Source organism: Pseudomonas sp. Y24-6 (assembly GCF_020295325.1).
GTDB lineage: Bacteria > Pseudomonadota > Gammaproteobacteria > Pseudomonadales > Pseudomonadaceae > Aquipseudomonas > Aquipseudomonas gregormendelii.
Genome location: NZ_JACBXG010000022.1, coordinates 19,996 through 46,790, shown reverse-complemented (window position 1 = coordinate 46,790; position 26,795 = coordinate 19,996). Strand labels below are relative to the sequence as shown.

Annotated in this window: 26 protein-coding genes and 5 pseudogenes; 19 read left to right on the top strand and 12 right to left on the bottom strand. The window is 53.0% G+C overall.

Features of this window, described 5'->3' with window-relative positions; all coding sequences use genetic code 11:
* Nucleotides 1-66 precede the first annotated feature (66 nt).
* The 3 genes from HYI44_RS27930 to HYI44_RS27920 form a co-directional block, all read right to left on the bottom strand.
* Nucleotides 67-1,020, bottom strand: a complete 954-nt coding sequence (locus HYI44_RS27930; protein WP_122841655.1) for an adenosine deaminase — start codon at nt 1,018-1,020, stop codon at nt 67-69.
* 82 nt (nt 1,021-1,102) lie between these two features.
* Nucleotides 1,103-2,068 carry a 2-oxoglutarate and iron-dependent oxygenase domain-containing protein gene (locus HYI44_RS27925; RefSeq protein WP_225571078.1) on the bottom strand — a complete coding sequence of 322 codons (966 nt, stop codon included), beginning with the start codon at nt 2,066-2,068 and terminating at the stop codon, nt 1,103-1,105.
* 164 nt (nt 2,069-2,232) lie between these two features.
* A complete protein-coding gene (locus tag HYI44_RS27920; protein WP_045058184.1) occupies nt 2,233-3,315 on the bottom strand; it encodes a BMP family ABC transporter substrate-binding protein in 1,083 nt (360 codons plus the stop codon).
* A gap of 287 nt (nt 3,316-3,602) precedes the next feature.
* Here HYI44_RS27920 and HYI44_RS27915 point away from each other — a divergent pair.
* The 4 genes and pseudogenes from HYI44_RS27915 to HYI44_RS27900 form a co-directional block, all read left to right on the top strand.
* A pseudogene (locus HYI44_RS27915) lies at nt 3,603-3,929 on the top strand (calcium:proton antiporter); the annotation flags it as partial.
* Between the two features lie 590 nt (nt 3,930-4,519).
* Nucleotides 4,520-5,566, top strand: coding sequence for a DUF1837 domain-containing protein (locus tag HYI44_RS27910; protein WP_225571077.1), 1,047 nt, complete (start codon nt 4,520-4,522; stop codon nt 5,564-5,566).
* The gene (locus HYI44_RS27905; RefSeq protein ID WP_225571076.1) at nt 5,563-8,193 is read left to right on the top strand and encodes a DEAD/DEAH box helicase; all 2,631 of its coding nucleotides are present in this window, start codon (nt 5,563-5,565) and stop codon (nt 8,191-8,193) included. The genes HYI44_RS27910 and HYI44_RS27905 overlap by 4 nt, the downstream gene beginning before the upstream one ends.
* 261 nt (nt 8,194-8,454) lie before the next feature.
* A complete protein-coding gene (locus HYI44_RS27900) occupies nt 8,455-9,375 on the top strand; it encodes a DUF808 domain-containing protein (protein ID WP_205891951.1) in 921 nt (306 codons plus the stop codon).
* A 203-nt stretch (nt 9,376-9,578) separates the two neighbouring features.
* Here HYI44_RS27900 and HYI44_RS27895 read toward each other — a convergent pair whose 3' ends face one another.
* On the bottom strand, nt 9,579-11,252 hold the full coding sequence (locus HYI44_RS27895) for a DUF262 domain-containing protein (RefSeq protein WP_225571075.1): 1,674 nt from the start codon (nt 11,250-11,252) through the stop codon (nt 9,579-9,581).
* Nucleotides 11,253-11,638: 386 nt separating this feature from the next.
* Here HYI44_RS27895 and HYI44_RS27890 point away from each other — a divergent pair, with 386 nt between their 5' ends.
* Nucleotides 11,639-12,223: a hypothetical protein gene (locus HYI44_RS27890; protein WP_225571074.1), complete on the top strand. Its 585-nt coding sequence runs from the start codon at nt 11,639-11,641 to the stop codon at nt 12,221-12,223.
* A gap of 90 nt (nt 12,224-12,313) precedes the next feature.
* Here HYI44_RS27890 and HYI44_RS27885 read toward each other — a convergent pair whose 3' ends face one another.
* A complete protein-coding gene (locus tag HYI44_RS27885) occupies nt 12,314-12,775 on the bottom strand; it encodes a transcriptional regulator (RefSeq protein WP_225571073.1) in 462 nt (153 codons plus the stop codon).
* A gap of 230 nt (nt 12,776-13,005) precedes the next feature.
* On the opposite strand from HYI44_RS27885, the gene HYI44_RS27880 reads away from it, so the two are divergent.
* From HYI44_RS27880 to HYI44_RS29475, 5 genes are all read left to right on the top strand, one after another.
* On the top strand, nt 13,006-13,404 hold the full coding sequence (locus HYI44_RS27880) for a DUF6957 family protein (protein WP_225571072.1): 399 nt from the start codon (nt 13,006-13,008) through the stop codon (nt 13,402-13,404).
* 33 nt (nt 13,405-13,437) lie between these two features.
* A complete protein-coding gene (locus tag HYI44_RS27875) occupies nt 13,438-13,860 on the top strand; it encodes a hypothetical protein (protein ID WP_225571071.1) in 423 nt (140 codons plus the stop codon).
* A gap of 490 nt (nt 13,861-14,350) precedes the next feature.
* Nucleotides 14,351-14,566, top strand: coding sequence for a hypothetical protein (locus HYI44_RS27870; RefSeq protein WP_225571070.1), 216 nt, complete (start codon nt 14,351-14,353; stop codon nt 14,564-14,566).
* Nucleotides 14,567-14,730: 164 nt separating this feature from the next.
* A complete protein-coding gene (locus HYI44_RS27865; protein WP_225571069.1) occupies nt 14,731-15,108 on the top strand; it encodes a hypothetical protein in 378 nt (125 codons plus the stop codon).
* Nucleotides 15,109-15,200: 92 nt separating this feature from the next.
* Nucleotides 15,201-15,659, top strand: coding sequence for a metallophosphoesterase family protein (locus tag HYI44_RS29475; protein WP_318653953.1), 459 nt, complete (start codon nt 15,201-15,203; stop codon nt 15,657-15,659).
* Nucleotides 15,660-16,032: 373 nt separating this feature from the next.
* On the opposite strand, the gene HYI44_RS27855 is transcribed toward HYI44_RS29475, so the two are convergent.
* Nucleotides 16,033-16,194, bottom strand: a complete 162-nt coding sequence (locus HYI44_RS27855; RefSeq protein ID WP_225571068.1) for a type II toxin-antitoxin system CcdA family antitoxin — start codon at nt 16,192-16,194, stop codon at nt 16,033-16,035.
* Nucleotides 16,195-16,234: 40 nt separating this feature from the next.
* Nucleotides 16,235-16,387 carry an antitoxin Xre/MbcA/ParS toxin-binding domain-containing protein gene (locus HYI44_RS27850; RefSeq protein ID WP_225571067.1) on the bottom strand — a complete coding sequence of 51 codons (153 nt, stop codon included), beginning with the start codon at nt 16,385-16,387 and terminating at the stop codon, nt 16,235-16,237.
* 231 nt (nt 16,388-16,618) lie between these two features.
* Between HYI44_RS27850 and HYI44_RS27845 the strand changes: the two genes are divergently transcribed.
* On the top strand, nt 16,619-16,981 hold the full coding sequence (locus HYI44_RS27845) for a LexA family protein (RefSeq protein WP_225571066.1): 363 nt from the start codon (nt 16,619-16,621) through the stop codon (nt 16,979-16,981).
* Nucleotides 16,982-17,371: 390 nt separating this feature from the next.
* On the opposite strand, the pseudogene HYI44_RS27840 reads toward HYI44_RS27845, so the two are convergent.
* A pseudogene (locus tag HYI44_RS27840) lies at nt 17,372-18,801 on the bottom strand (IS1182 family transposase).
* 678 nt (nt 18,802-19,479) lie between these two features.
* Here HYI44_RS27840 and HYI44_RS27830 point away from each other — a divergent pair.
* The 7 genes from HYI44_RS27830 (at nt 19,480) to HYI44_RS27800 (ending at nt 23,578) form a co-directional block, all read left to right on the top strand.
* The gene (locus HYI44_RS27830; protein ID WP_225571065.1) at nt 19,480-19,899 is read left to right on the top strand and encodes a curli production assembly/transport protein CsgE; all 420 of its coding nucleotides are present in this window, start codon (nt 19,480-19,482) and stop codon (nt 19,897-19,899) included.
* On the top strand, nt 19,896-20,336 hold the full coding sequence (locus HYI44_RS27825) for a curli assembly protein CsgF (RefSeq protein ID WP_225571064.1): 441 nt from the start codon (nt 19,896-19,898) through the stop codon (nt 20,334-20,336). The genes HYI44_RS27830 and HYI44_RS27825 overlap by 4 nt, the downstream gene beginning before the upstream one ends.
* A gap of 68 nt (nt 20,337-20,404) precedes the next feature.
* Nucleotides 20,405-21,394: a hypothetical protein gene (locus HYI44_RS27820; RefSeq protein ID WP_225571063.1), complete on the top strand. Its 990-nt coding sequence runs from the start codon at nt 20,405-20,407 to the stop codon at nt 21,392-21,394.
* Nucleotides 21,395-21,449: 55 nt separating this feature from the next.
* Nucleotides 21,450-22,352, top strand: a complete 903-nt coding sequence (locus HYI44_RS27815; RefSeq protein ID WP_225571062.1) for a CsgG/HfaB family protein — start codon at nt 21,450-21,452, stop codon at nt 22,350-22,352.
* Nucleotides 22,336-22,845: a curlin-associated protein gene (locus HYI44_RS27810; protein WP_225571061.1), complete on the top strand. Its 510-nt coding sequence runs from the start codon at nt 22,336-22,338 to the stop codon at nt 22,843-22,845. The genes HYI44_RS27815 and HYI44_RS27810 overlap by 17 nt, the downstream gene beginning before the upstream one ends.
* A gap of 8 nt (nt 22,846-22,853) precedes the next feature.
* Entirely contained in the window at nt 22,854-23,171 is a 318-nt protein-coding gene (gene csgH / locus HYI44_RS27805; protein ID WP_225571060.1) for a curli-like amyloid fiber formation chaperone CsgH, read from the top strand.
* Between the two features lie 128 nt (nt 23,172-23,299).
* Nucleotides 23,300-23,578, top strand: coding sequence for a hypothetical protein (locus HYI44_RS27800; protein ID WP_225571085.1), 279 nt, complete (start codon nt 23,300-23,302; stop codon nt 23,576-23,578).
* Nucleotides 23,579-23,711: 133 nt separating this feature from the next.
* Here the strand turns inward: HYI44_RS27800 and HYI44_RS27795 are convergent.
* From HYI44_RS27795 to HYI44_RS27785, 3 genes and pseudogenes are all read right to left on the bottom strand, one after another.
* Nucleotides 23,712-24,883, bottom strand: a pseudogene (locus HYI44_RS27795) (IS1182 family transposase); the annotation flags it as partial.
* Between the two features lie 113 nt (nt 24,884-24,996).
* Nucleotides 24,997-25,317 (bottom strand): hypothetical protein, encoded by a 321-nt coding sequence (locus HYI44_RS27790; RefSeq protein WP_225571059.1) that lies wholly within the window; start codon nt 25,315-25,317, stop codon nt 24,997-24,999.
* Nucleotides 25,318-25,564: 247 nt separating this feature from the next.
* A pseudogene (locus tag HYI44_RS27785) lies at nt 25,565-25,960 on the bottom strand (hypothetical protein); the annotation flags it as partial.
* Nucleotides 25,961-26,144: 184 nt separating this feature from the next.
* Between HYI44_RS27785 and HYI44_RS27780 the strand changes: the two are divergent.
* Nucleotides 26,145-26,384 (top strand): hypothetical protein, encoded by a 240-nt coding sequence (locus HYI44_RS27780; protein ID WP_225571058.1) that lies wholly within the window; start codon nt 26,145-26,147, stop codon nt 26,382-26,384.
* Between the two features lie 174 nt (nt 26,385-26,558).
* Here the strand turns inward: HYI44_RS27780 and HYI44_RS27775 are convergent.
* A pseudogene (locus HYI44_RS27775) lies at nt 26,559-26,779 on the bottom strand (hypothetical protein).
* Nucleotides 26,780-26,795 lie beyond the last annotated feature (16 nt).

Below are 26,795 nucleotides of genomic sequence, written 5' to 3'. Positions count from 1 at the left end.
AACCCTGTTCCCACAGGTATGAACACCGGTGGGAGCAAGGCTTGCCCGCGATGGCGGTGCCGGGTGTTACGGCTTGACCAGCCGCGCATCCAGGCTGTTCTGCGCCAGCCGCCTGGCCTGATCCTGGGTCATGCCCAAATGGGTGTGCAGGGCATGGAAGTTCTCCGTCACATAGCCGCCGAAGTACGCCGGGTCATCGGAGTTCACCGTGACCTTCACTCCGCGCTCCAGCATGTCCAGGATGTTGTGCTGGGACATGTGATCGAACACGCAAAGCTTGGTGTTGGACAGCGGGCAGACGGTCAGCGGAATCTGCTCGTCAATGATTCGCTGCATCAGCCGCTCGTCTTCGATGGCGCGCACGCCATGGTCGATGCGCTGGATTTTCAGCAGGTCGATGGCTTCCCAGATGTACTCCGGCGGACCTTCCTCACCCGCGTGGGCGACGGTCAGGAAACCTTCGTGGCGAGCCCGGTCGAACACTCGTTGAAACTTGCTCGGCGGGTGACCCATCTCCGAGCTGTCCAGGCCTACCGCGACAAACGCATCGCGAAACGGCAGGGCTTGATCCAGGGTTTTCTGCGCCTCATCTTCGCTCAGGTGGCGCAGGAAACTCAGGATCAAGCCACTGGTGATGCCCAGTTGCTGCTCGCCATCTTTCAACGCGGCGGCGATGCCATTGAGCACCACTTCAAAAGGAATGCCACGATCGGTGTGGGTTTGCGGATCGAAGAACGGTTCGGTGTGAATCACGTTCTGCGCCTTGCAGCGCAAGAGGTAAGCCCAGGTCAGGTCGTAGAAATCCTGGGAGGTGCGCAACACGTCAGCGCCCTGGTAATACAGGTCCAGAAACTCTTGCAGATTGTTGAAGGCGTACGCCTTGCGCAGGGTTTCCACATCGCTCCACGGCAGGGCGATCTTGTTGCGTTCGGCCAGGGCGAACAGCAGCTCGGGCTCCAGCGAACCCTCGAGGTGCAGGTGCAGTTCTGCCTTGGGCAGGGCGTTCAGCCAGTCGTACATATTCTTTTCTCATCAGGTGCAGATGACGAGCATTCTACAGATGCTCGCCGCCACAATTGGTAAAACCTGACCAGGTGGTTCATCACCCTGCCTGGGGCTCGCGGCGATAGGCATAGGTGTCGGCGAATCGCGAGAGCAGAAACTCGGCGCAGGTGGTGGCCGGGTACTTCGCCGGATGGTGCTCGTCCTGGCAGCCGGGCAGGCATTCAATCCGGGTGTCGGGGTGTGGTTCGGCGAAGAACGGCATCGAGTAACGGTCCACGCCCAGCGGGCTGATCACCCGGTGGGGCGTCGACAGATAACGGTCGTTGCTCCAGCGCGCCATCATGTCGCCGAGGTTGACCACGAAGGTACCTTCGATGGGTGGAGCGTCGATCCACTCGCCCTTGACGTTACGCACCTGCAGGCCGCCGGCGGCATCCTGGTACAGCAGGGTGATGCAGCCGTAATCGGTATGGGCGCCGGCACCTTGTTGTTCTTCCGAGCTGGCGGTATGGCGGGGCGGATAATGAATCATGCGCAGCACGCTGACGGGCTCGCTGAAGCGCGAGTCGAAGAAATCGGAATCGATGTCCAGCGCCAGGGTCATGGCCCTCAGCAAGGTCTGGGCAAGGGCTTGCATGTCGAGGTAATGCTGCTCCATCAGGGCTTCCCAGCCGGGTATCGACGGGTGGCGATTGGGACCTCGCAGCGGTTTTTCGGCCAGCACTTCGGGGTGGTCGGCTGGCAAGTGCAGGCCCATGTCGAAGGTTTCTTTCAGGTCGCTGGGTTTCGACGGGTCGAGTTGTTCCGTGGCTATCGCGCCATAACCCCGGTGGTGGCGGGTCTGGGTGATGTCGATCTGCAATTTTGTCGCGCTGGGCTGGGCGAAGAAATCCTTGGCCTGGGCGAGTACTTCTTCGATGCGCGCCGAACTGATCGGGTGACCCTTGATATAGAAAAAGCCCCATTCGCGGCAGGCACGGTCGATTTCCATGGCGACTGATTGCCAGGCAGCCGGGTTGTCGCTGTAGAGGGGGGCGATGTCGATGATGGGAAGGCTGTTCATGCGATTGTCCTGAGAGTGCGCCGTGTGTGGAACATCGGAGAAATATCGTGGGAACGAGCCTGTTCGCGATGAGGCCAGGGCATTCAGCATGGGTGTTGAATGCAGTGGCGCCATCGCGAGCAGGCTCGCTCCCACAGGAAGGCCAGTGGTTCAACCCAGGCGAGTTACTTCGGTATGTCAGCCTTCATGCCTTCCACGTAGTAATTCATCGAGGCCAGTTCGGCATTGGTCGCCGTCACGCCCGCCGGGATTTTCTCGGCACCGGCCTGGTCCTTGATCGGCCCGGTAAACGGGTGGAACGCGCCGCTCTTGATATCTGCAATGATCTGCTCGGCCTGGGCTTTCACCGGCGCGGGCACCAGGTCGCTGATTGGCAGTTCAACAGTACCTTCCTTCAGGCCGCCCCAGTAATCCTGGGACTTCCACGAGTGATCCAGCACGCTCTGCGTCGCCTGGATGTAGTGCGGGGCCCAGTCGTTGACGATAGAAGTCAGCACGGCTTTGGGACCGAAATGTGCCATGTCCGAAGCGTAGCCGACGGCATACACGCCGCGACGTTCGGCAGCCTGGATGGGTGCCGGGCTGTCGGTGTGCTGGAACACCACGTCCACGCCCTGATCGATCAGCGCATTGGCGGCGTCGGCTTCCTTGCCCGGATCAAACCAGGAGTTGACCCACACCACCTTGATCTCGGTGCCGGGGTTGTACTTGTTCAGTGCCAGCTGGATGGCGTTGATGTCGCGGATCACTTCCGGGATCGGGAAGGACGCGACGTAGCCGATTTTTTTGCTCTTGGTCATTTTGGCCGCGAGGAAGCCGCCGACATAGCGCCCCTCATAAGTGCGCGCCAGGTACGTGCCGAGGTTCTTGTCCTGCTTGTAGCCCGTGGCATGTTCGAAGGTCACTTTGGGAAATTGCTTTGCCACCTTCAGGGTCGGGTTCATGTAGCCGAAGGACGTGCTGAAGATCAGGTCGTATTTGTCCTTGGCCATGTTGCGGATCACCCGTTCGGCGTCGGCGCCTTCGGGGACGTTTTCCACATAGTTGGTGGTGATCTGGTCGCCGAATTTTTCGGCCAGTGCCTTACGTCCCTGTTCATGCTGATACGTCCAGCCGTGGTCACCGATCGGGCCGATGTAGACGAAACCGACTTTCAGCGGTTCGGCGGCCGTGGCGGTCAGGCTGGCGCTCAAACCGATGGCTGCGGCGACGGCGCAAAGCAGTTTCTTCAACGGGCGGTTGTGCATGAATTGAAACTCCATGTTGTTGTGAGGTTGGCAGTGGGCAATGCAAATTGCTGACCAACAGGACAACAAAATCAAAAGATCGCAGCCTTCGGCAGCTCCTGCATGGTCTGCATTGTTCTGCAGGAGCCGCCGAAGGCTGCGATCTTTTGATTCACCAGGACCAACCCGGTGCACGTGACCGAACCTGCGCCATCCGCTGGTGCGCTAAGGTGTAACGAAACGTTAGCGCCGCACCGTAGTCAGTAGCTCATCACATCAACTGCGCTTCATTCGGTAAAAGGCCCGCAATGTTCACACTCCTCAAGCAAGAAAAGTTTCTGCTGCTGGCCCTGATTGCCGCATTTGTCGCTTATCCACTGGAACACTGGCTGCTCAACAGTGGCCAGGCGGTAGCGCTGATCGGTGGCCTGGTGCTGATCGCATTCATCGTCGTCGCTTCCATGCGAGTCGCGCATCACGCCGAGTTGCTCGCGGAAAAAGTCGGCGATCCCTACGGGACCATGATCCTGACGCTGGCCGCCGTGCTGGTGGAAGTGGTGATTCTGGCGATCATGATGAGCAACGAAGCCTCGCCTACGTTGGTGCGTGACACGATCTACTCGGCGGTCATTTTGTAGACAATGCTTTTATGGGGTCAAAAAGTGTCAATCCACTTTATTGGTTGTCGACTTAAGATATTGATTTTATTTAGATATTTTTCTGATTAGATAGCTTTCAATGTGATTTCTCCACGTGCACTGTGTCTAAACTCGGTGTCACGCCCGGTGTCAAACTCCTTGCGCCTCAGCCACATTGAAAAGAGATGCCGGTCTTGTCGATGGGGAGTAAACCTGCATACCTCCTACCTGGTAGTGGGTGCTGTTGTTACAGCCTCATTTTTCTAGACACATCCCTCTTTGGTGTCAAAGCACTTAGGCTTTGACCTGCTTCTGCTTCTGCTTCTGCTTCTGCTTCTGCTCCTGCTCCTGCACTTGATATTGATCAGGTAGAGAAGAATGCTTGTGCTAGATGCTGGCCCCGCCGTGTGCCCTGATAATCAAAACGACACACATTTAAAGTCATGTCCCATGGTAGGGGGGGGGCGGCGCGATTCTTTAGGGTGATGGCCATTTGGCGCTTTTCGAGTCATGATCAATTTCTGTGTTCGCGGAAGCGTAGTGAACAGTGTCAGCCTATGCCTTAGGCCAAACCAGGGATCGGATCAGTGTCATCATCTGCAGATAGTGCCCCGTCGCTCAGTAGTGTCATCCAGAAGCTGTTGGATAAATCACCTCTGGATCGTTTCGTGAAGTGTACGGTGGACATAGCTACCGTACCTCCATATAAGGCTCCACGAGTCGCGCTACTGCATGTCCGATTCAAAGAAGATATTCCCAGTATCAGGGCGTTTGCCGATTTCCTTGGTAACCAAGCAGCGAACTATGCGTTGAGCCGGCGGCGTCGAGATGCGTACCAGGCCCGGATAGCTTCTGCAGAAAACGGGGATGTTTCAGCTGCGCAAGAGCTCAGTCGGGCTGTAAGGAATGCATTCATCGAGTTTCGAAAGGCTCACCCCTCTAGGGCTAGCGAAGTGGGGGAGGTGCTGGCTTACTGCGTCGCCGTTCACCATCTACAGGCGTCTCAGCTGATCGCCAAGATGGCCTTGAAAACCAGCAATAACATGCCGGTCTATGGCCTCGATGGTATCCACGCCTCGGTGATCAACGGTGAATTAAATGTATTTTTCCTAGAGTCGAAGCTTGCAGGTACTGCCGCCAGCGGCACAGCTGATTACGCGGAATCTGTCTCAGGCTTCCTCAAAGACGATGGGCAATATGAGCATGAGTACGGGCTGGTTACTAGCCTGGGGAATCTTGATGCGCTCGACCCAGCTGATAAAAATTTGATGATGGACTATCTCGATGTATTCAGTAATCCAAATGCCCCCAGGCGTGAGCGATCTGTGGGAGTAGTGTGTTACTCAGAGGTCAAGCATTTTGCGAACAAGCTTGAAGTCGATGAAGGTTCAATATCCAAGCATGAGGATCATTTCGGTGAACTCTATAGGAGCGATTTCAACAGACACCATACCAATCTGGGCAATCAGCTGGGTGTTAAGAAAGTTGATCCGAATAAATGCATGGTTTATTTGATAGCGGTTCCCGATGTCGACGAGCTGAGAGAGATGTTTTACGACTCGATAGGCCTTACGGGCTTGGAATCAGATGTTCCTCTTACTCCGCCTTCCGTCATCGAGGGGGGCGCGCTATGAGCACTTTCGCGGCGGAGCTATCCTCACGGTTTGTCCAGAATGAAAAATTCAGACGTGCGCTAGGTCACCTCCAGGCTTGCGGTGCTGCCAGTGCGCTGCCTTGCTCGGTCGTGCAGCCGCATGGAATACCCGATCAGAATGCGATCGGGAAAATGCTGTATTGCGCATCAGTGTTTGCACAATCTGGTTCCGAGTTGCATATAAGTCTGGCTCAAACGATTGCTTTTAATGCAATGTTGATCTCGCAGGAATCGAGCGTTCTTGAAAGATGCGCAACGATATTGACAGAGATCGGAAATTTTCCGAGTTTGACTTATGCGGAGAAGCGGCACTCTACAAAGCCTTCAACATTGCTAGGGATGATTCAGAGGAATATTGTTGAGCAGCTGAATACTGTTGAGGTGGCAGGGTCGTCGATTACTCTCACCGATTATCAGCGTAAGGTGTGGGACTCTCTTCAGGAGGGGCGCTCTTTAGCGATATCGGCACCTACGTCCGCTGGAAAGTCATTCCTGGTAATCGAACACTTGTGTAGAGATGCGCTGGCGCTTCCACATTTTGTATTTGTCTACATCGCACCGACGCGAGCACTGTTGTCCGAAGTCCATTTGAAAATAAAGGAGCGTCTTGCAAGTGACGTGACTATCCGCGTCACAGATATCCCCACTTTTGAGGGCGTGCCTCGACAAATTTTTGTGCTGACTCAGGAGCGATTTAAAGTTCTTCTTTCGATAACCTCATCTCCGATAAACTTTGTGGTTGTTGACGAGGCTCAAAACTTGTCAGATGGCGCCCGGGGGATGATACTGCAGGACTGTATTGAGCAATGCTATGCACGAGATCATAAAACCCACGTGGTGATGCTCGCACCCGGCGCACAAGGTTTTGCGAATGCACTGGAAAGCCTAGGTATGCCTGGAATTCCGGAAGTCAGCACCACTGTCTCACCTGTGCTGCAAAACCGCATCGTGGTATCTAAAACTCCGGCCCTCAATCAGCTGGAATTCAAGCTGCTCAATGCCCATGGATACTCTCTTATTGGCACTATGCCCTGCAAAGTCGGTCTTGACTTGGTTGAAAGCAAGCTTGCAGCTGTCGCATTGGAATTGGGGAGCGGCGGTGCATCCCTGGTCTATGCAAAGACGCCTACCGAGGCGGCAAGCCTCGCCGGTTCAATTGCTCTAGGTTTAGATGATGTGGCAGATGCTGGAGCTAATGAGCTGGTGGAGTTCATTAAAGATCATATACACCATGAGTATCACTTGATCGGGATGGTTAAGAAGGGAGTCGCCTTCCACTATGGACAAATGCCTTCCCTACTTCGTGAAGCGATTGAGGCAGCATTTCGTGCCGGTATCATAAAATTCCTGGTGTGCACTACAACCCTGTTTCAGGGTATCAACCTTCCTGCTCGCAATGTTTTTATAAATACCCCGGCCAGGGGACGGGGAGAAAAGGTAATGCTGGATCCTGCCCTGCTTTGGAATTTTGCCGGTCGAGCAGGGCGCATGGGTAAAGACATAGTCGGGAACGTATTCCTCATCGATTACGACGCCTGGAGTACGCAGCCCATGGATACGTTCTACAAATTCACCATTCGATCCGCGCTTTCTGAGTTTGTCACTGAGAATGCTACGGATGTCCTGACGGTGTTAAATAAAGGGAAGCTTGATTCCAGGCCAGGGGATGAGCGTTCTCGGAATGCAACTGCATCAGCCGGCATGCTCGTGAATAAAGCTCGCCAGGGCGACGTTACGGATTATCTGATCCGAGTCGCCCCGGCGTTAGATTATTTTGAATTCCGGGATATCCAAGAGGCGGCTAATAGGGCCTCTGAAGAGCTACTGCTGCCTCAGCATGTAATAGAAGGAAACTGGACATTAGATTTGTTCGCACTGGACAGGTTGATGGCTCACCTCGTTGAGCGCCTCAACGATGGAACCTTAGATAGCGTGGTACCTAAAAGCCCCTCAGATCTAGGTAGAGCGGCCTTCAGTCACTACCAAGAAATTTTTAATATATTGTTCAGGTATATAAAAGGTTTCGATAAAAATTTTGGGGGCTACGTTGCCCGTATTGCAGTGAAATGGATGGAAGGCAAACCCTATCCCTTTATTTTGAGTTACGAGATCAGATCCGAAAAGCTTCGTATCACGAAGAAACGTAATCAAGAAAAACTTAATCTCATGGCTGATTCTAATTATAGGGTTAAACATATAGCCGAGGCCGATCCGAGTAAGGTGATCAAAAAGGCGTTTGATACCATAGAAGATGTCGTTCGTTTTCAATTAGTACAGATGGGTAAGGCTTATAACGATATTTTGATACATATCTTCAATGATAATGGTCTCACGCACAAGGTGCCCGAGATTTTTGATTTTGCGTTGGCCTTGGAGCTTGGAGTTAGCACAAATACCGGGCGCGCGTTTTTGGAGTTGGGTCTCTCTCGAATTGCTGCTTCCGAACTTCAGAAGTTAATTCCTAATAGCGATCTTGATATTTCAAGTGCCAGGCAGAAGCTGTTAAGTTTTGATCCGTCGCCGCACAAGCTGAGCTCGGTCATCTTGGCAGAGATAGATAAGGTGAGATCTACTATCGCACCTGTTGATACCGCTGTTTCGGGTTAACCCACCCGTACATCGTTTCTCGCGGCTTACAGGTCAAATGTTCCAGACACGGGAATGAAGTGAATCATCTCGTTGCGCGGTCAAGGGCGTGAATATTCACTGCATCCATGGATGAACGTGTTGGTAAGTCAATTGTCTAGTAGAGGTGCTTTCCGTGTCACATGACGAGATGCATCTCTGAGCCTACGGAGAGCGTATGGAAAGAATTGGCCCCGGAATGCCTGAAGTGGCCGGGGAGCAAAATACCGGAAGGAGCCTTAGATGGCCGGCAGCAGCCTGTTCGCACTATTAGATGACATCGCCACACTACTAGACGACATCTCGCTCATGAGCAAAGTCGCTGCAAAGAAATCGGCTAGTGTCCTGAGCGACGACCTTGCTGTGAATGCTGAGCAGGTTACCGGCATGAAAGCAGACCGAGAGCTGCCGGTGGTATGGGCTGTATTCAAGGGGTCGTTGAGAAACAAAGCAATCCTGGTGCCTTGTGCGTTGGTGTTGAACGCACTGCTGCCTGCGGCGGTTCACTGGCTGCTCATGATTGGGGGAGCATATCTCTGTTATGAAGGCTTTGAGGCTATCAAGGACAAGCTCACGGCGAGTCGAGACGATGGCACAGAGCAGCCAAAGAAAACGAAGCCTAAGACACCTGAAGAGCTCGCGGCTTATGAAAAGAAGAAGATTGCTGGGGCGGTACGCACGGATTTTATCCTGAGCGCCGAGATCATCGTCATCACCCTAAATATCGTTACTGATGCACCAATGCTCCAGCAGGTTTTAACGCTAGCGTTGATTGCTGTGGTCATGACGGTGGGCGTTTACGGCTTGGTCGCTGGGATCGTACGCCTGGATGATGCAGGCCTTATCCTCCAGAAATCTAAAGCTACCGGTACATGGGGTTCTGTGGTGAGAACTGTCGGAGGATGGCTGCTGTCAGCTGCGCCAAAGCTTATGAAAGCACTGTCCTGGATAGGAACTGTCGCAATGTTTTTGGTCGGTGGAGCGTTTATCACAGAAGGCATTGAGCCGATGCAGCATTTTGCTGAGAGACTGGTCGAAGAGGCAGGTGCGTGGGAAACCGTCGCAACTCTAGGTATCCACTGCCTAGTAGGCGCCTTCGTAGGCATGGCGGCGGTACTTATCGTCAAAGGCATCACCATTATCTCTGGTAACGCCTCAACTTAGTCTGCCGGAGCTGACCAGGCGCACTCCCTCCCGGCTCACCTTCCTCAGAAAACCGAGTGTTGGACGTAGCAGAGCTCTAAGAAGCGCTCGCTACAATGTTCCGTAATTGGCGCATTAAGCTTCAAAATAGGGCTAATGCGCCGTTTTGGGGACACTAGCGTCTCCCTCCAGCGTCCAGGGTTGTGAATCACTCATGCCTCGAATCAGTCGGCCCATTCCAGTCTGATGAAGTCTTCGATGCTCTGTGCTCGAGCTAGAACCATTTCTTCAGTCCATGATTCAGCGTCATGAATCTGTTGGCCAACCTGGATTGTGGCAATGAGACCGCAGTTACGATAAACCTCAAACTTTTCAATTGGAGGCTTCGCTTTGAGCGATGAGTTGATACCTGGCGGGAGCATAGTCAGATTGCCCAAGTGATGAGCCCAATCAACGCCGCTGCTTTGAGCTGCTATGTGCTCTATAGAGCTCGCGGGATCTTGCTCCCAGATCTTGCTCCATTGGCTTTCGTTGAGCTTTTGTCCGGCAAGTTTTGCCAAGTGCTCGTCATAACGGTTAAGCACATAGCGCAGTTGATTTTGCCAACCCTCGTAGCTGCTTATCCAATCGATGTTTTTTAAAACCTCGTCAATCGAATATCCCTTGGAGATTTTCTGGATCCCACTAAGGATCTGATCCTTATCCAGGTTATTCCGATAGATTTCATAACCAAGACGAATGTACTCCCCAACCTTGTGACGGCTATCCCGGCTTGCCAGCTCGTAGATCCTGAAAGTAGCGCGCTCCCATTTACCCAGTAGCTCTTGCTCTGTCTTCTTGTCGAACTTCCGCAGGAGGATCGCTGCCGCAACAAATCGAGCGTGCACAATACGCGTCACAGCCCGTAGGCGCGGATCTCGAAACAAGCGCAGGTTCGCTTGCACGACTGCGTCGAGTTCATGACCAACCTCTGCAATTGTTCTCAACTGGGTGCCCGCCTTTGAGGTAAGCAGTGCAGTCGAGTCTGCTTCACTGGGAATCCGATTTGGTCGAGCGTCAGAGGCCCATGCTCCTGCAAATCGGAGTGCTTCGTCTCCAATACGTGTGCTGGTCTCCAGCGACCGGTAGATACCTCGCCAGATATCCTGCATTTCACTAACCGCCTCATCGCGGGTTCCGCCTTCAACGTGCTCAAATAACAACGCCATCAGCTGGCTTTTGAGCTTGTCGATCCATTTAACGTCTAGACCACGGCTGTTAAGAACCTCGAAGACCCGGTATACAGTCGCCTCGTCCGAAATCTCATGGTAGATGATAGTTAGCTTGTTCCTAATGGTCACCAGCAGCTCAAAGATCGTAGATCCTCGCGCTAACCATTTGCTCACAAAGAGCTCGCAATCACGGGCGGCCTCAACCAAGTTCTGATCCGCAGCGGTTTTTGCAAAGCCTTCCTCCACCAACCCTTTGCGGATGTAGTTGGTAAAAACCTGACTCGCATCATGGTTGGTCTGGAGCAGAATCAGAGAGTGGTCGTCACCTTTTACAAGCAACTCTCCTAGTTCACGGCGAACCTTCGCTTGCGCTGCATCATCGTTGTCTAATGCCTTTTCAATCGCCTTCATCAAAATGATCAGCGTCGTTACGCGCTGCTGGCCGTCCACCAGCTCAACAGTCTTAAACTCGTCAACGCCGATTAAGCGGGTCTCCTTCTCTTTGGCTAGGGCAACCAGAGTCGCCATGAAGTGCTCTCGACCAGATCGAAACGCCTCCTCGATGTCGCCAAACAAGTCCTTACGCTGGCGGGATGTCCAGGAGTAGGCGCGTTGATATTCGGGGATTCGGAACAGTCTGCCCTCAAGCAAACCAGCGATCTTGACGTGTAGCGGATTAAGCTTCATGGGCGTTCCCTGCGGTAAGATCGTGAAAGAATAGCTATTGGCCATTGCGCGTGGCTAGCGAATTCCTTGTCCTTCGTTCCGGCAAGGTTTGATGGGGAGGGCATGAGTGTCAGCAGTGACTGTGAGGCTGAGTCAGTGCACCGTTTGCCTCCTTATGTATAAAGATCTGGCCGTGGGTGCCGATTACATGCGGGCGGCTAGTCGCGGTGCGTCTGACATGCACTCGTTGATCTGTTCCTAATAACTGACAAGGGGAGCCGAAACCTCGATGCGTTTGGTGTTATCCACTCAGCCTTAGCTATTTGATAAAAATATTCTGAAATCTGCTAAAGGTTTCTCGAATTTGATCCGTTTAAGCTTTCATGAGCCAACTTTTCGAGAATGCTATGAGCGGCAGTAAACGTTTGAAATCCAGCCTCACCTTCAAGTTATTTGAAACGTTCATGTTCCCAGGAACGAATGAAGATTTTCGTACGACTGTCAAACTCACTGCGTCGCAGCTGGTACGGGTACGGCTGCACGATTTCAACGTCAGTTTTACATCTCTTCAGGCATATGATGTGGGGTTGGGTTTAATAGAGGCAATCATCAACACCAATGGTCATGGTGAAAGTGAGTCGGATAAGTCAAACCATCAAACGAGTCTCGAGTTTTGGCGCACTCTCATTCAGCGCAATGAAACGTTTGGATCGCCAGAGCAGTCCGATTTGCTCCAAGTTGTGAGCACAGGAAGAGAGTTCCTCATTGTCGGAACTCTGTTGGATCCTGAACCCATTATAGAATTTGAGGACGATGAGGAGCCCTATTACGATCTGCAAATCGGGCTAGAAGGACAGTACATTTATTTGAGTTTTGGCTGGGTTCGGTGGAATTTCACTACCAGTGAAGCAGAATGGCTGGCAGAACAGTTGTTAACTGCCGCATTTTTGGCAACAAAGTCGGTGAGGGCCATTCCACGGAAAGAAGCATAGCTCGGTCTCTCAAAAAATCGACTGGGGCATCACACCTGGAAATCAGACTCAGTGGCATACGGTCTTTAGGCAGGGCCGCCAAACTGATGCCTACTTTGTGTCTGATTTGTGCCAGTAGCGGCCCACACTCGGTCTCGGAATCCCCAGCATTTGCGCTACCTGCGTTGGCGTATATCCTTCGTGCTTCAGTCGCTGAACAGCCTCTCGCTTTTTTTCCGCATTTATCGTTCTTGGTGGTCTGAGTTTCTTGGGCTCTGCAGGGAGCAGTTCGTCTAACAATGACAGCGCTTCCAATTCATCGAGGGCTATCTGCAGTATTTCGCGTGCTGATTTCTGCTCGTATGACGCCTGGACTAGGGTAAGCAGCGTCACGGGATTCAGGTTGAGTGCCGATGCCAGATCTTCATTGGCCTCCAAGGTCGGTGACGTTTTAGCGGCCTCAAGTTGACTGACGTGTGAATGCGTCACCCGTACAGCGATGTCCTGCTGCAGCAACCCACGGCGTGTTCTAACGAATTGCAGCACCGCTGCGTACGCCATCCGTAATGACATTCGATCCGTCCTCTGTAAACCGAACGGTATGCCGTGTTTGCTACTTCTCACTCAAATCTATATATTTAAGTGAGTGATAAATCTGGGTGGGTGACACTTAATCTACTCCTTCGCTCTCCGGGCCTGAGCCCTAGGAAGGAGTGAGCTGTAGGGCTTCCTAAGCTCCTGCTCGTAAGGGGCGGGCTCGCCTGAAGATTTTATATGTATTGCCAAAGCAAAGAGGATGCACAGTGAACGAGCCAACATCAGATAGCGAGCTTCTCAATGGCCCAGGAGCCCCTCGCCAAGGGCCCATGGACTCAGACGAGATTCTCATCGGGCTCGTGCAAGCGCTCTATCCAGGCAAGCCGTATTGCTTAGTGGAGGACTGGACGATCTTCAAAGTCGACGTCACAGAAGACGAGTTCGCAAAAATCCAAGCAGCCGGCCAACTGCCCCTAATTGTTTTTGCCCGCAACGTACGCTTTGACAGTCAGAGGCGCTTCGACATCGGCGATTGGGTACGTTCCACCTTCGCCACGTCCTTTGAAGAGGGCTTTCTCTTTGAGACCAGGAATACCGTCTACGTCCTCGCAGGGGCAGGACACGAGAAGACCGCGAGTTCCAGCACGATCATGTCCATTTTTTGATCTTAGAAGAAGTAAATTTACGGAGTTTTAAAGATGTTTCGGACACACGACAGCGCTCTTGCCGGTATCCCTGGAATGTTCGGTGAGGGGTATAGCAACTGGCACGTGGTTGGGCGATTACTGGATCTGCATTGTTTTCACGTTTGCTTAGAACATAGCCAGGAAGGTCGGACGTGGTCGTTTATTCAGATGACGAGTGACGTTAAAAGCTTGAAGGAGATCCTGAATCAAGGAGATTCGTCCACTGTGGTCACCGAGCTTCAGGTGATGACTCCAGCATGGATGAATAGGTGGGATAGCTGGAAGATGGAAAAGCTGGTTAGCCTGGCCATTGGGTATGACCAACTCGGTGTAGCGGTCTCAGTCATCGAGGTCGCAGGTGGACAAATTTATACGGACGTTCATGCCGATAATTTTGATCCTTCGTCACTAAAAGACGTCTGCAAGATCTACTGATCTTCATAGCCATGGCTGTGCCATGAACAGTCGAGCAGGGGCAAAAAAATGCAGGAAACCAACGTTGAATTCCATTTCAAGCGGCTCACAGATTTTCACTTACTACGGATTATTCGAGCGCAAAAACACGTCTACGAAGCACCGATCACAGCTTACTTGAGCGACGTGTTCTTTTCGGCCGGGTTGGCGTACGGAGTTTTTTTGAGCACATCAGACGCGACCTGGAGGGACAGTTTTCGGATGGCCATCTCATGCGTACCTCAACAATCCGCTTTGTGCGAAAAGAGGGGCGCTTCTGGGTACTAACCACAATGAATTCCCGGTATGTCATCGCGTCCTTCAAAAAGTGCCATGGGCGGCCTAGCTTCCAAAATTTCCTTCGATCCACGGCGAGTGAACCTGGCTGTCCATCGCATATCACCCATTAGCTACCTGCATTACCCTACGAAGTCTTGGCATCAACCTCGAAACCCATAATAGGTGATCGGTGATGGCCTTCAACGATTACGACATGGTGTACTGCGATGTTCAGATGCCAGTCGCGCAGGGCCGAGATTTACTGCAGGTAGTGAGTGTCTTGCTCAATTCGGGAGCTCATCCAAACATCGATACAGTTTTTGCTCATATGCAGCATGAGCTGACAACGTCGATTGATATTGTTGAGACCCCCCTGCCTCTAGGTGCAGCCATACCTACCAATCACTGAAATATGAAAAGGCTAGGCGCTGGCGCGAAAAGGCGATTGCAGGCTGCAGGTTAGGGAATCAAAAGTCGTCCTTGGTCTGTGTGCGTCGACGAGGCGCGCGAGCCTGTCTGCTACCCCGGCGCTAGCAGCGACCTCAAATACAGAAAATGGAGCATTGGAATCATATGACGGATGACCTATTGCCCATTTTACGAGGGCGCTATCCAGAGCTTTTCTCCGATACCCATCTTCGGGAGATTGCATGCTTGCCGGGATGGTTAAATCTGATTGATGAACTGTGCCGCACTTTGCAAATTCACCTGGCTTCTCAGCCTGATGTTCCTCAGGTGAAGGTGCTCCAAGTGAAGGAAAAGTTTGGTGGGTTGCGCTTCTATTTTTCTGGCGGTGATACGGCATGCCGTGGGGCGGTTGCCGCTGCAGAAGAGCGGTCGCTCTCGACTTGCGAAGTTTGTGGGCAGGCCGGGAGTTTAGGAGGGGGGCGTTGGCTGAGCGTACGATGCTTTGAGCACATCCATTGGTCACCTTCTGACGACTCCAAATGAAGTGATCGGATGCAAGCCATCGACCAGATGAAACGGCAGACCGCTCACACCGGTTTAACAATGCGGCGGGCGTTGCTCGGTCGGGTAATCCAATGAAGCTACAAATCTATTCAGATCTGCACGATGAATTTTCCAAATTTGATCCTGTCCCGAGCATTGCGGACGTGGTCATCCTCGCGGGTGACATAGATCTGAAAACGCGAGGAGTGAAATGGGCGAACGAAGTGTTCCAATGCCCGGTAGTTTACGTGTGCGGCAATCATGACTACTACGGTGGGCACATCGACCACACATTGCGAAAAATGAAGGAAGCGGCAGCGCCGAATGTTCATATGCTGGAGAATCAGACGCTGCTTTTGGATCAAGTTCGGTTTCTGCAGACTACGGGTTGGACGGATTACACATCGACTGGATATGCCCAGGCTGCAATCCGGATGGCTGCTGAATGGTTGAACGATTTTCGTGTGATTAGGGCGGATGATAGCTACAGGCGCTTGAGACCTGCTGATCTGATAGCGAAATCAAAGAAGGCTTACAGCTGGCTAGCCTAGGAGTTAGATTCGGCTTTCGCCTGTAAAACCGTGGTAATCACCCATCACGCACCAGTACCGGATTATTATGTCTGATGCGCATGAAGGACACCTGGCAGCGGCCTATGCGAACGACTGGTCGGATCTATTGGGGAAGGCCGATCTTTGGATCTATGGGCACACGCACGTAGAGGCAAACATTCATCAAATGTGGGTGCCGTTTGGATTTCAAATCCGCGCGGCTATCCAGGGCAGCATACGGGCTTTGCTCCTGATCTGATTATCGAGCTTTAAAACCTGGAGATAGCCGCTTACGCGAAGAAGCGACTTGCATTCGATTTCGCTGCACGACCGCTGTCGCAATCTCGTTATCCTACTCGTGGAAACCGAGGCATCAGAAGCTTCGTATGTTGTCGCTGAACACGCCTTGGGTTTCCACTTCTTCGTTGTAGGCATTTACGGCTTCGCTGTTCTCTGCCAGCCATTGCTCGCGCCGTTGCTTCTTTTGGGCATCGGCCAGAGCCTGCTCCAATAGAGCTTTCTCTTGATTGTGCATGGTATTGTCTCCCGTTAAGTCGCGATCATAAGGGGAACCCTTAAGCAAGTACCCCATTTTCCAGCCGGCCGATCAGATCCAGTACGGCTTGAGTTTCCATCCGCGTTTCAAGCATATCTATTGGACATTTTCCTAGTCTCCGCACTGGTGTGCTCATCCAACCAATTGCAGCGCTGACTTCACCTTGAAACAAAAGACAAAGGCATCCTGAAGAACACCTAGCCGCTTACGCGAAGAAGCGACTTGCAGCAATGTCGACGGTATAGCGAAAAGTGGTCAGGGTTCAATCATCATGGCCTCCTGACCTACCTGCAGATTTTGCTCCCGTGAATCCTTCGGTCGCAATTTTCCTCCCCCAAGAGTGACCGCTAGCAAGCTTTGACGTTAACTGTATGCATATACAGTTTAGGTTAAGGCACCCTTCATGAGCGTCACCATCCTCGGCCCGTTGGCAGCAGGGGGAGTCCAGCTCCCGTTTTACTCGTTCAAAGTCCCTGCGGGATTTCCGTCGCCGGCTGCGGATCACCTTGAACAACATATTTCCATCGACGAGCTTCTGGATATTCGAGCACCCCATATCTACCTGGTGCGCATCGAAGGCCACAGCATGGAAGGCGCTGGAATATTCGATGGTGATATGGCTGTGGTTGATCGCTCGATCACCGCTGAACACGGCCACATAGTGATTGCGGCAGTGAACTGCGAGCCGGTGTGCAAGCGCCTGTGCAAGCGAGGCTTCGACATCATCCTAATGTCCGAGAATACAGGGTACCTGCGTCAAATATAATTTCGTTGGATCCCCGCGGGCCGAGAAAGCTTTGAGATAACAACGCGCATTCGGCTAGTCGCCTGGGAGTATGGGCTGGCCTATTCCGACCACTTTGCTGCTCAACCTTGATGCGGCGAGCCGGAAAGAGCTGAGCGCTCTGCTAGATTGAGGCATCTCAGCCGGCAGCTCCGGGCTAGAGGCTTCCTGGCTACTGAATGCGATCCGCCGATGGAAACAGGCAGCTATCGGCCCAGAGTGTGTAAAAACACTTTCCGTATGTTGGATGCCTGAGCCCAGCGCTGCTGGGCGAGGCGATTTCCCGAACATTTGCCAAGATCGGCGCCGATAGCGCGTCAGATCGTTTATGAAGCGCTTTGGTACCTCCTGGTGCAGTAAAAGCTGCGGTTTTTACGCCGCCATCGCCTTCGGCAAGCCTTCTGTACCGATGATTTTCATAACCCGCTTCAAGTTATAAGCGAGCACATTCAAGCTCATCTCCGCACTCACCCCGTTCAGTTTTCGAGTCAGGAAGTGCGTTGCCCCCATCCATTGCTTGAGCGTCCCGAAGGGATGCTCAACTGTCCGTTTTCGAACCTTCATCATCTCTGGTGCCTGGTTCAACCGACGCTGCATTTCCTCCAGCACAGCTTCATGTTCCCAACGCCTTACTCGACGATTTGTGCTTGGCGTGCACTGGGTTTTCAGCGTGCAACTCTGGCACTTTGAACTCCAGTAGCAGTGCATATACAAGCCTTTCTCAACGCTGGAGAATCGCCAGATCAGTGCCTCTCCCGCCGGGCAGGTGTATTCGTTTTTCGTCGCGTCATACACGAAGGCATCTTTGTTGAATCGGCCATCAGCTTTGGCGCTTGAAGTCATCGGCTTCGGCACGTAGGCGGTGATGCTTGCGTCGTGACAAGCCAGGATTTCTTCGCCTTTGAAGTAGCCTCGGTCGGCAACTACCGACAACGTTTCTACGCCGATGGCTTCACGAGCCTGCTTCGCCATTGAACTGAGTTGGTCACGGTCAGAACCTTTGTTGGTGACTTCGTGAGCAACGATTAAATGGTGCTCCGTATCGACAGCCGTCTGCACGTTGTAGCCAACGATCCCGCTGCACGCGTTATCATCGAACGGGCATCCGGGTCGGTCAGCGAAACCTGTTTATCTGGCGATTCGTTGAGCTGAGACTCAATCCCCTGAAGCTCTTTCATCTGTGCTTTGAGCTTGGCGATTTTATCTTCCAAGCTCACCGTGTCGGGCTTGGAGGCGCTAGGGATCTGGCGATCAGCCGCATTGAGCGAGGCCAAATAACGGCTGATGCTCGCCTCGATTTCTTCCATACGCCGCTTCAGTTTGGCGCTGGTGAAGTTCCGGTCGCGGTTGTTCACCGCCTTGAATTTACTGCCGTCGATGGCAACCAGGTTTTCGCTAAACAACCCCAACTGCTGGCAGAGCAAAACGAACTGGCGGCAGACACCGCGAATGGCTTTGCTGTTGTCTTTTCGGAAGTTGGCGATGGTCTTGAAGTCGGGCATCAGGCGCCCGGTTAACCACATCAACTCGACGTTACGCTGAGCTTCTCGCTCAAGACGTCGGCTCGATTGAATACGGTTCAGGTAGCCGTAGATATAGATCTTCAGCAGGATCGCAGGGTGATAAGCAGGTCTGCCGGTTTCGGCTGGAATGACGCTATCGAAACCCAGTTTGGCTAGGTCGAGTTCATCGACGAAGACATCGACCACACGCACTGGATTGGTATCGCTGACGTAGTCGTCGAGGCTTTCTGGAAGTAAGGTACTTTGACCTCGGTGTTCACCCTGGATAAACCGTTTCATGGGTTCCCCCTGCGATGAGATTCCCAGAAATCATAGCAAGGGTTTGTCCGCGCGTTTTTACACACTCTGGGCCATAAGCAGACAGTGCTCATGCCGATCTACCAGTCACTTCTAGATGCCGCTTTGTAAACCACAGGTTTACAAACTCTGGTAGCGCTCTTTGAAGCCACTGGCCGGCTGTTCAAGCGTGACGCTTCCTAGGTGATCTATAAGCAATGCCTGCGCCGCGTTAAACGCTTCGGTTAACCATCACACCACTAATGCCGGTGTTTGCTGGCTACGCGGTTGATTCACGCCGCACCTAACGCCGGGAAGAAGCAGACGGGGCGAAATCCGGTGGGAAAACAAAAGTGAGGCCACTAAGTTTGCTTTTTTCAAACAAGGCTACGAGCTGCGAGCCCGCGAATTGTCCTGTATCTCCTTTAAAGATCGGCAAGTTTATACGTAGCAAAATAGGAGCGTGCGTTTTTTGTTATTACGAAAAATTGACGCCATACTTCTGTCTCTTTATTGATTAGCGCTCTATCAACAAAACTAAAAAAACAAAAAATAATTGACGCCAAAAAAAGGTTAAATTAAATTTAAAATTATGCTGGCATAATAATATTATTCGTATATACATAACGTCATACCTGTAACGATGGTTTAACAGCTATGACTTGCACTCGAGTTTTCAGTGTGTTTGCTCTACAAATGTGTGTTGTTTCTACCGTATTTGCCCAAGCGAGCGTGAACAGTACTGCAACCGTCGATCAACACCGAACGTTGAACTACAAAGACGTTGGTGGTGTTGTCATCGGACAGACAATTACTCTGGCGGGGCGCGCGTTTTACGACAGCTTTGCCAGCGCGTGGAGTGAAAAAGACGAGACCGGAGATTTCACTGTCGCCATTACTGAGCGACCTACCGCACGCTTGGGCAGTCAGGTGTTCGTCGACTACGGCAATCGTCGCCTATTTCAGATGTTTCTTCCTCCAAACCGCACACTCATCCCTGCCATCGGTACTGACGCAGCTGCTCAGGTGTACCAGGCAATTCTTGACTACCAACTCGCACAGTTTTTTGGCGATCCGGACTTGGGGCGCGACGAACTATGAAAGGTACCCGCATGCACTCTATATCGCGGGCTGTCATCAGCCTGACGTTCCTATCTGGCTTGACGCATACCGCACATGCTAGCGAGCTCGCATACGTGCCCAATAACCCTTCGTTCGGCGGCAACCCGCTGAATGGCCCGGTACTGCTGAACCAGGCGCAGGCGCAAAATCGCTTTGTTGAAAAGTCATCAACCTCCGCTTCGGGGCAAACTGCCCTGACTCAATTCAACAGTATGTTGCAGAGCGCCATTCTCAGTCGGGTGTCTTCTGCCGTGACCTCCAGCATCGTCGGCACCAACGGCCAACTCGTTCCAGGAGTTGTCGAGACCACCGACTTCCGCATTGCAATTACCAATCTTCAAAGTGGTTTACTGCAAATCGTTACCACCGATAAGAACACCGGGCAGACCACCCAGTTTCAAGTTAATCAACCATGAGTTCTGCTGTACAAACCAATACGCAACACCCCTACCTGTAAGCACTACACTTAAAAAGGAAGTTTATAATGCACGCACGTAAATCAATCCTGTCACTGGCAATTCTGGTTGCACTGTCCGGCTCGGCCATGGCTGATTCCAGCAGCGTCAGCACTTCGCAAAATGGCTCCCGTAACGTATTGAACGTTGACCAGCGCGGCGCGACCGAGTCGTCAATCAACATCAACCAGACAGGCAACAGCAACACTGCTGGCACTGGCTCGGCACACGGTTCGCCGATCAACCAGACCGCCACCTACAGTGCCCTGGGCATCAATCAAAATGGCGCTTACAACAGTGCCGCCGCCAATCAGGCCGGTAACAACAACGGGGCGGCCATCAACCAGACGGGCACCGGCGTTCAACGCGCCGATCTGACTCAGGCTGGCGGGTTCAGCAACGCCACAATCGCGCAGGACTACAACAGCAATACATCGGCCAGTATCAACCAAGGTGGGGGCAACAATAATACCGCTAACGCTGCTCAGAGCAGCAACCGTGGCACCACTGCTACTATTACTCAATCCGGTAGCTACACTTCCGGCAACATTTCTCAGCAAGACAACACCAGCGCTGTGGCCCGCCTTCGTCAAGCAGGCAACGGCAACACAGGCACCGTGTCTCAGCAAAACAACACCTTGGTTTCGGCCAGCCTGCAACAAAGCGGCAATAACAATACCGGCTATGTTCAGCAAGTCAATTCTGGCATCAGCTCCGCCAGCGCCCTGCAATCGGGTGATTACAACAGCGCCAATGTTTACCAGAACGGCAGCGTCCTGAATGCTGACATTAACCAGTATGGCAACAACAACTACGTCTCCAGCACACAGACCGGTTCCTTCAACGAAGAGTCGCTGCTGCAAAGTGGCAATAACAACCGCGCAGTTGTCAGCCAGACCGGCGCAGGTTCACTCTTTGCCGCCAACACCGTCGGCCTGACCCAGGCAGGCAACAACTTGACTGCTAATGTCAGCCAGACTGGCGGCAGCGGCAACGTCGCCACTATCTACCAGCACTAAGATGTTTTACCCCGCCGGTTTTCCGGCGGGGTTTATTTGCAGGAAGAGAGCCCGTATGCGCGTCCGTTCGCTATCGTTGATTGTATTTGCTGCATCGCTTCTCGCTGGTTGCGTCACGTCCCGCCCGGCGTCGACCATATCCCCGGCTACGCTGGCACCGCCTACACAGAGCCTGCGTGATTTGACACACCTGCCAGCCCCTGCGGGCCCTATCAGCGTCGCGGTGTACAGCTTGCGAGACCAGACCGGTCAGTACAAACCGTCCCCTGACAGCTCGTTTTCAACCTCGGTCACCCAAGGGGCAGCATCGCTCTTGATCACCGCGCTGCGCGATTCGCGCTGGTTCCAGCCTGTCGAGCGCGAAAACCTGCAAGACCTGCTGACCGAACGCAAAATCATCCGTGCGCTGGAGCAGCCGCAAGATAAGGCCCAAGTTCAGTTGCCGGCATTACGGCCGGCCAACATGCTGATTGAAGGCGCCGTCGTCGCCTATGAAAGCAACGTCAGAACAGGCGGCATTGGCGTTCGTTATCTAGGGGTCGGGCCATCGGAGCTGTACCGGCAAGACCAGGTGACCGTCAACCTGAGGGCGGTCGACATCCGAACCGGCGACATCATTCAGAGCATTACGACGACCAAGACAGTGTTTTCGATTCAGGTCGATTTCGGCATTTTCCGTTTTGTCTCACTCAAGCACCTGCTGGAAGTCGAAACAGGGCTGTCGCGCAACGAGCCCGTTCAGCAATGCGTGCGCGAAGCGATTGAAACCGCACTGATTCACATGATTGCCCAAGGCGTCCGCGACGGTAGCTGGAATCTGAAAAACCCGGACGATCTCAACAAACCGTTGCTTCAAAGCTATCTGCAAAGCTACGACGAACTAATGACCACCTTGCCGATTGCCGCAACCGATAGAGAACTTCTTCCAAACGGAGACAACAATGGCACTCAAAAATAATCGAAACTGGTATTTGGCCGCCGCGCTGTCCGCCATCAGCGGTCTATGTCAGGCCGCAGACCTTATGCCCGAGACGCGTTACGCCGGCATAACCGTGGGCAACAGCGTCGCCACCATTTCGCAGATCGGCTCGAACAACAACACACGAGTCGATCAGAGTGGTGGAGCACAGCGCCTGGTTCAAAGTCAGGTGGGACATCTCAATCACGCGGCGATCAACCAAGGCGGGGTTAGCAACTCGACTTCTGCACAGCAGTCAGGATTGAACAACGGTCTGGAGATTAACCAGTCTGGTGGCTACAACCAGGCAGGCGTGGTGCAGCAAGGCGCTTATAATCTGGTCAGCGTCGTCCAGAACGGTGCGTACAATCAGGCGTTTGTCGGCCAATACGGGCAAGCTAACCAGGCGACAGTGAGCCAGTCCGGGTTCGGCGGCACGGTCTCGATCACCCAGTATGGCAACAATATGAGCGCCAACGCGACGCAGAGGTAGACCCCTTGATGGACTTCTCCCAGTTGGCCGTGTCGATCGAAATGCAACGTAACGCAGGAATTGTAATGATCCGTCCGCACATCGAGAACCCCACACCCCTGTCACTTCAGTATCGAATGACAGTGCGCCAGAGCAGCTCGAACGGAAGCGCCGGTATCAGTCAGCAGGGTGAAGTTCAGAGCGGTGTTTCGTCCAACGGCGTAAGCCTGAGTATGCCTGAGGGCGCAACCTGCCAAGTGCATTTGGAAGTTTTTCAGAACGACACGCTGCTCAAAGAGATCGATAGTTCGTGCAGCGGCCCGTCTGGGGCGCCGCTGCAAAAGTAGCCAGCGCCGCCAAGTAGCCCGTTGCTTGTGCACCGCCCCGGCTCGATCGTGTTGAGATAGGCCGTCAACGCGCCGATGGAGCGTGTGTTGGAGGACGGTAGAAATCTTGGACTATCTGGAGGCAGTTCATGTATTCGTACAAACACCGCATCCGAGCAGTCAAGCTCCACATCAAACAGAGGAAGCACGCCGGGGCAACTATTCGTCAGTTGGTTGAGACTGCTGGGTTGGATCAAAACAGCGCCAGCACAAGGGTCAAAAATGCATTGGCGGTAATAACCCATGACGTTGATACGCGTTTTAAGACCTATGCCTGGTCTATTTCTACCGGTTTCGACTTGCAGCTGGCCGATATATGCATTCCACCAACGGCAGCTTTTGTTCCAGAGTGTGTAAAAACGCGCTGATGCACTGTCGGCGCGCAGCGCCGACGGTTGTTAGCTGAGTAATAGCTCGCAACAAGTCCTGCGGATCATCACTAGGGCCTGGAAGCCCCCAGCGCTGCTTCTACCTTGGCGGGTGGTCAAAATAACGACCTCTTCAGGCCGACAGCGCCTTCATTAAACCGCTGGTACCGAGAATTTTCATGACCCGCTTCAAGTTGTAGGCGAGGACGTTCAAACTCATCTCCGCACTTACTCCGTTCAGCTTTCGTGTCAGGAAATGCGTGGCGCCCATCCATTGTTTGAGTGTCCCGAAGGGATGCTCGACCGTACGCTTGCGGACTCGCATCATGTCCGGCGCGTTGCTCAGTCTGTTCTGCATTTCCTCCAGTATGGCTTCATGCTCCCAGCGTCGAACCCGCCGTTCCGTGCTCGGGTGCACTGCGGTTTCATTGCGCAGCCCCTGCATTTCGAACTCCAGTAACGGTGCAACGTCAGGCCTTTTTCAACGTTGGTATAGCGCCAGATCAGTGCTTCTCCCGCCGGGCAAATGTATTCGTTTTTTGCCGCGTGGTAGATGAAAGCATCGTTATTGAAACGCCCGTCCGCTTTGGCTCCAGAGGTCATCGGCTTGGGCACATAGGCAGTGATGCCTGCATCGTGACAAGCCAGGATCTCTTCGCTTTTGAAGTAACCTCGATCAGCCACTACCGACAACGTTTCTGACGCCAGAGCCTCGCGGGCCTGCTTGGCCATCGAGCTGAATTGATCGCGGTCGGAACCGACGTTGGTAACCTCATGTGCAACGATCAAATGGTGCTGGGTATCGACCGCTGTCTGCACGTTGTAACCGACGATTCCAGTGCCGCGAGTCATCATGGAACGGGCGTCTGGATCGGTCAGTGATACCTGTTTATCCGGTGATTCGTTGAGCTGAGTTTCAATGATCTGTAACTCTTTCATCTGAGCTTTGAGCTTGTCGATTTTCTCTTGCAGACGACCAGCCTTGGGCTGAGCGACCGAGGGTTCTTGCCGATCGGCTTCGTCGAGCGCAGTCAGGTACCGATTGATACTCGATTCAATTTCTTCCATCCGCCGCTTCAGCTTGGCGCTGGTGAAATTGCGGTCGCGGTTGTTGACGGCCTTGAATTTACTGCCGTCGATGGCGACCAGATTTTCTCCGAACAATCCCAGCTGCTGGCACAGCCCCACGAATTGGCGGCAGACGCCTCGGATGGCCTTGCTGTTGTCTTTTCGGAAGTTGGCGATGGTCTTGAAATCGGGCATCAAACGTCCGGTCAGCCACATCAGCTCGACGTTGCGTTGGGCTTACCGCTGGAGTCGGTCACCTTATCTGTTCATCCAGAAGATGTGCTGAGATTTGAACAAGCCATTGCCGAAGCAATAAGACGTGGCGGCGCCTATCTAACTTGACCTAGGCGTCAATCACATTTACGGAGCGAGCTGAACCATCCAGCATAAAGGGAAGTTGTGACCCGATGCATGTTGAGGTCGGGACTGCCATCTTCCCACCAAACAGGGCCCCGCTCACCAAGTGCTACTTTGGCGAGTTGTACCTTTTCCCGAGCGCGCTTCATCTGCGATTCGTCTTCCGAATCCTTTGCTCTCTTCACCTCGCGTCGAGCTGCCATGAGCTCATCGACAAGACGCTGGCGCACGTCCTCTTCCAATGACGGGTTTGAACAGCGCCACAGCTGCCCTTTGACAACGAAGTAACGACCGTCAGGGGTCACAGGATGCATTTTCTCACCGCCGATCTTTCCAAGGGCGCTTCTCTAGGGAATTCACGGAGGACGACTACCTCAGCTTTCGAATAGGAAGGCGTTTGGCCTGTTTGACCCCAAACAGTATTCCCAGTAATAGCGCAGCGCCCGCCGCTAGGAGTATTGGATAGGGATGTTTACCTGACATCCGGACGCCCTCAGCTCCGTGTTGATCGCTTGTCGGAGCAGGGCGATGACCCGATGACGACGGATTACGACTGATTGGAACGTCAGAGGAATCGATCTCTGCTTCGTAGGGCATTTCGTTTAAGGGTAAACGCGCACCGTCTGCGAGAATGAGGGTGAGGTCTTCGACCGTGCCGGCAAGTCGATTGGGGAAAACCGGCTCACCCGTGGGATCAAGCTCATCGTAATAAAACTGCTGTCCTTCCAGCCAACCAATGGCCGTCATCAATTCGGGGCCAAGGTAATATTTCCCGTCCAGGAAGAAGCCTGGGAAATGTCGTGTGCGTTCANCTTCCAGCCAACCAATGGCCGTCATCAATTCGGGGCCAAGGTAATATTTCCCGTCCAGGAAGAAGCCTGGGAAATGTCGTGTGCGTTCAAGACTTTCTACGATGTAGCGCTCGCCCGCCTTCATACCGGTTGCTGGGTCGATCATGATGAAGCCCTCAGATTCGCTGGTGTTGCGATAGAGGATGCGACTTGGCGCAATGTTCCATCGAGATGACTGAAAGGCTGAGTGGCAGGAAAGTGACGGTCGGTAAGCCAATAAATCGAACACTCGAAATACGATCCCTCTCCAAGCTACATGCCCCCACCATTGAGGGTGCTGAGAGGTGTGTATGAATAGCGATCCAAAGCTGCAAGGAGGGATTGGTCAAGATGACCCTATCCCTACATCACGTGATCCATTGAGCCCAGGCCGCACCGAAGTTGATCCAATGAAGGAAGAGGGGATTGACGAACTGCCGGATAACGAAGGTGAGCGCCCGCTTGATGATGACGACGTCGGGCTTGACCCTGAGCGTGTGCGGGAGGAGACGGATAATGCGGTGATGGATAAACAGCAGGATCCACGCTAAAAGCCGGACATTCCTTCCAGGGCTCTTTGATGCAAGCGGGTCAGGGACGGCCCGCCATATAAGAAGAACAATGGGCTCTATCGACTCGATCTCAGTTAATGCTTAAAAGCGAGCAGTAAGATCCGAGAGCGCCAATAGAGCTGTTGATGATGGTGTTCAGTATGAGTTGATAACCTATGATTGGCGTAGCCGGTAAAGTCCTCAGTGATTCCTTGAGCATTTTTGTCCAGCGTTTCCATTGCTGTCACTGCGTTGACCGCAGAATTCCCCGCACCGTTTTCCGAAAGCCATTTGGTGGCCTCCTCAATTGCTGTGCATATTGCATGCTGGTTATGCAGAAGCAATGTAAGAGCGTCAGCTGCAGCTACGTTTGCTTCAAAACTAGACGATGCCACAGGTATCTTCCCTTAG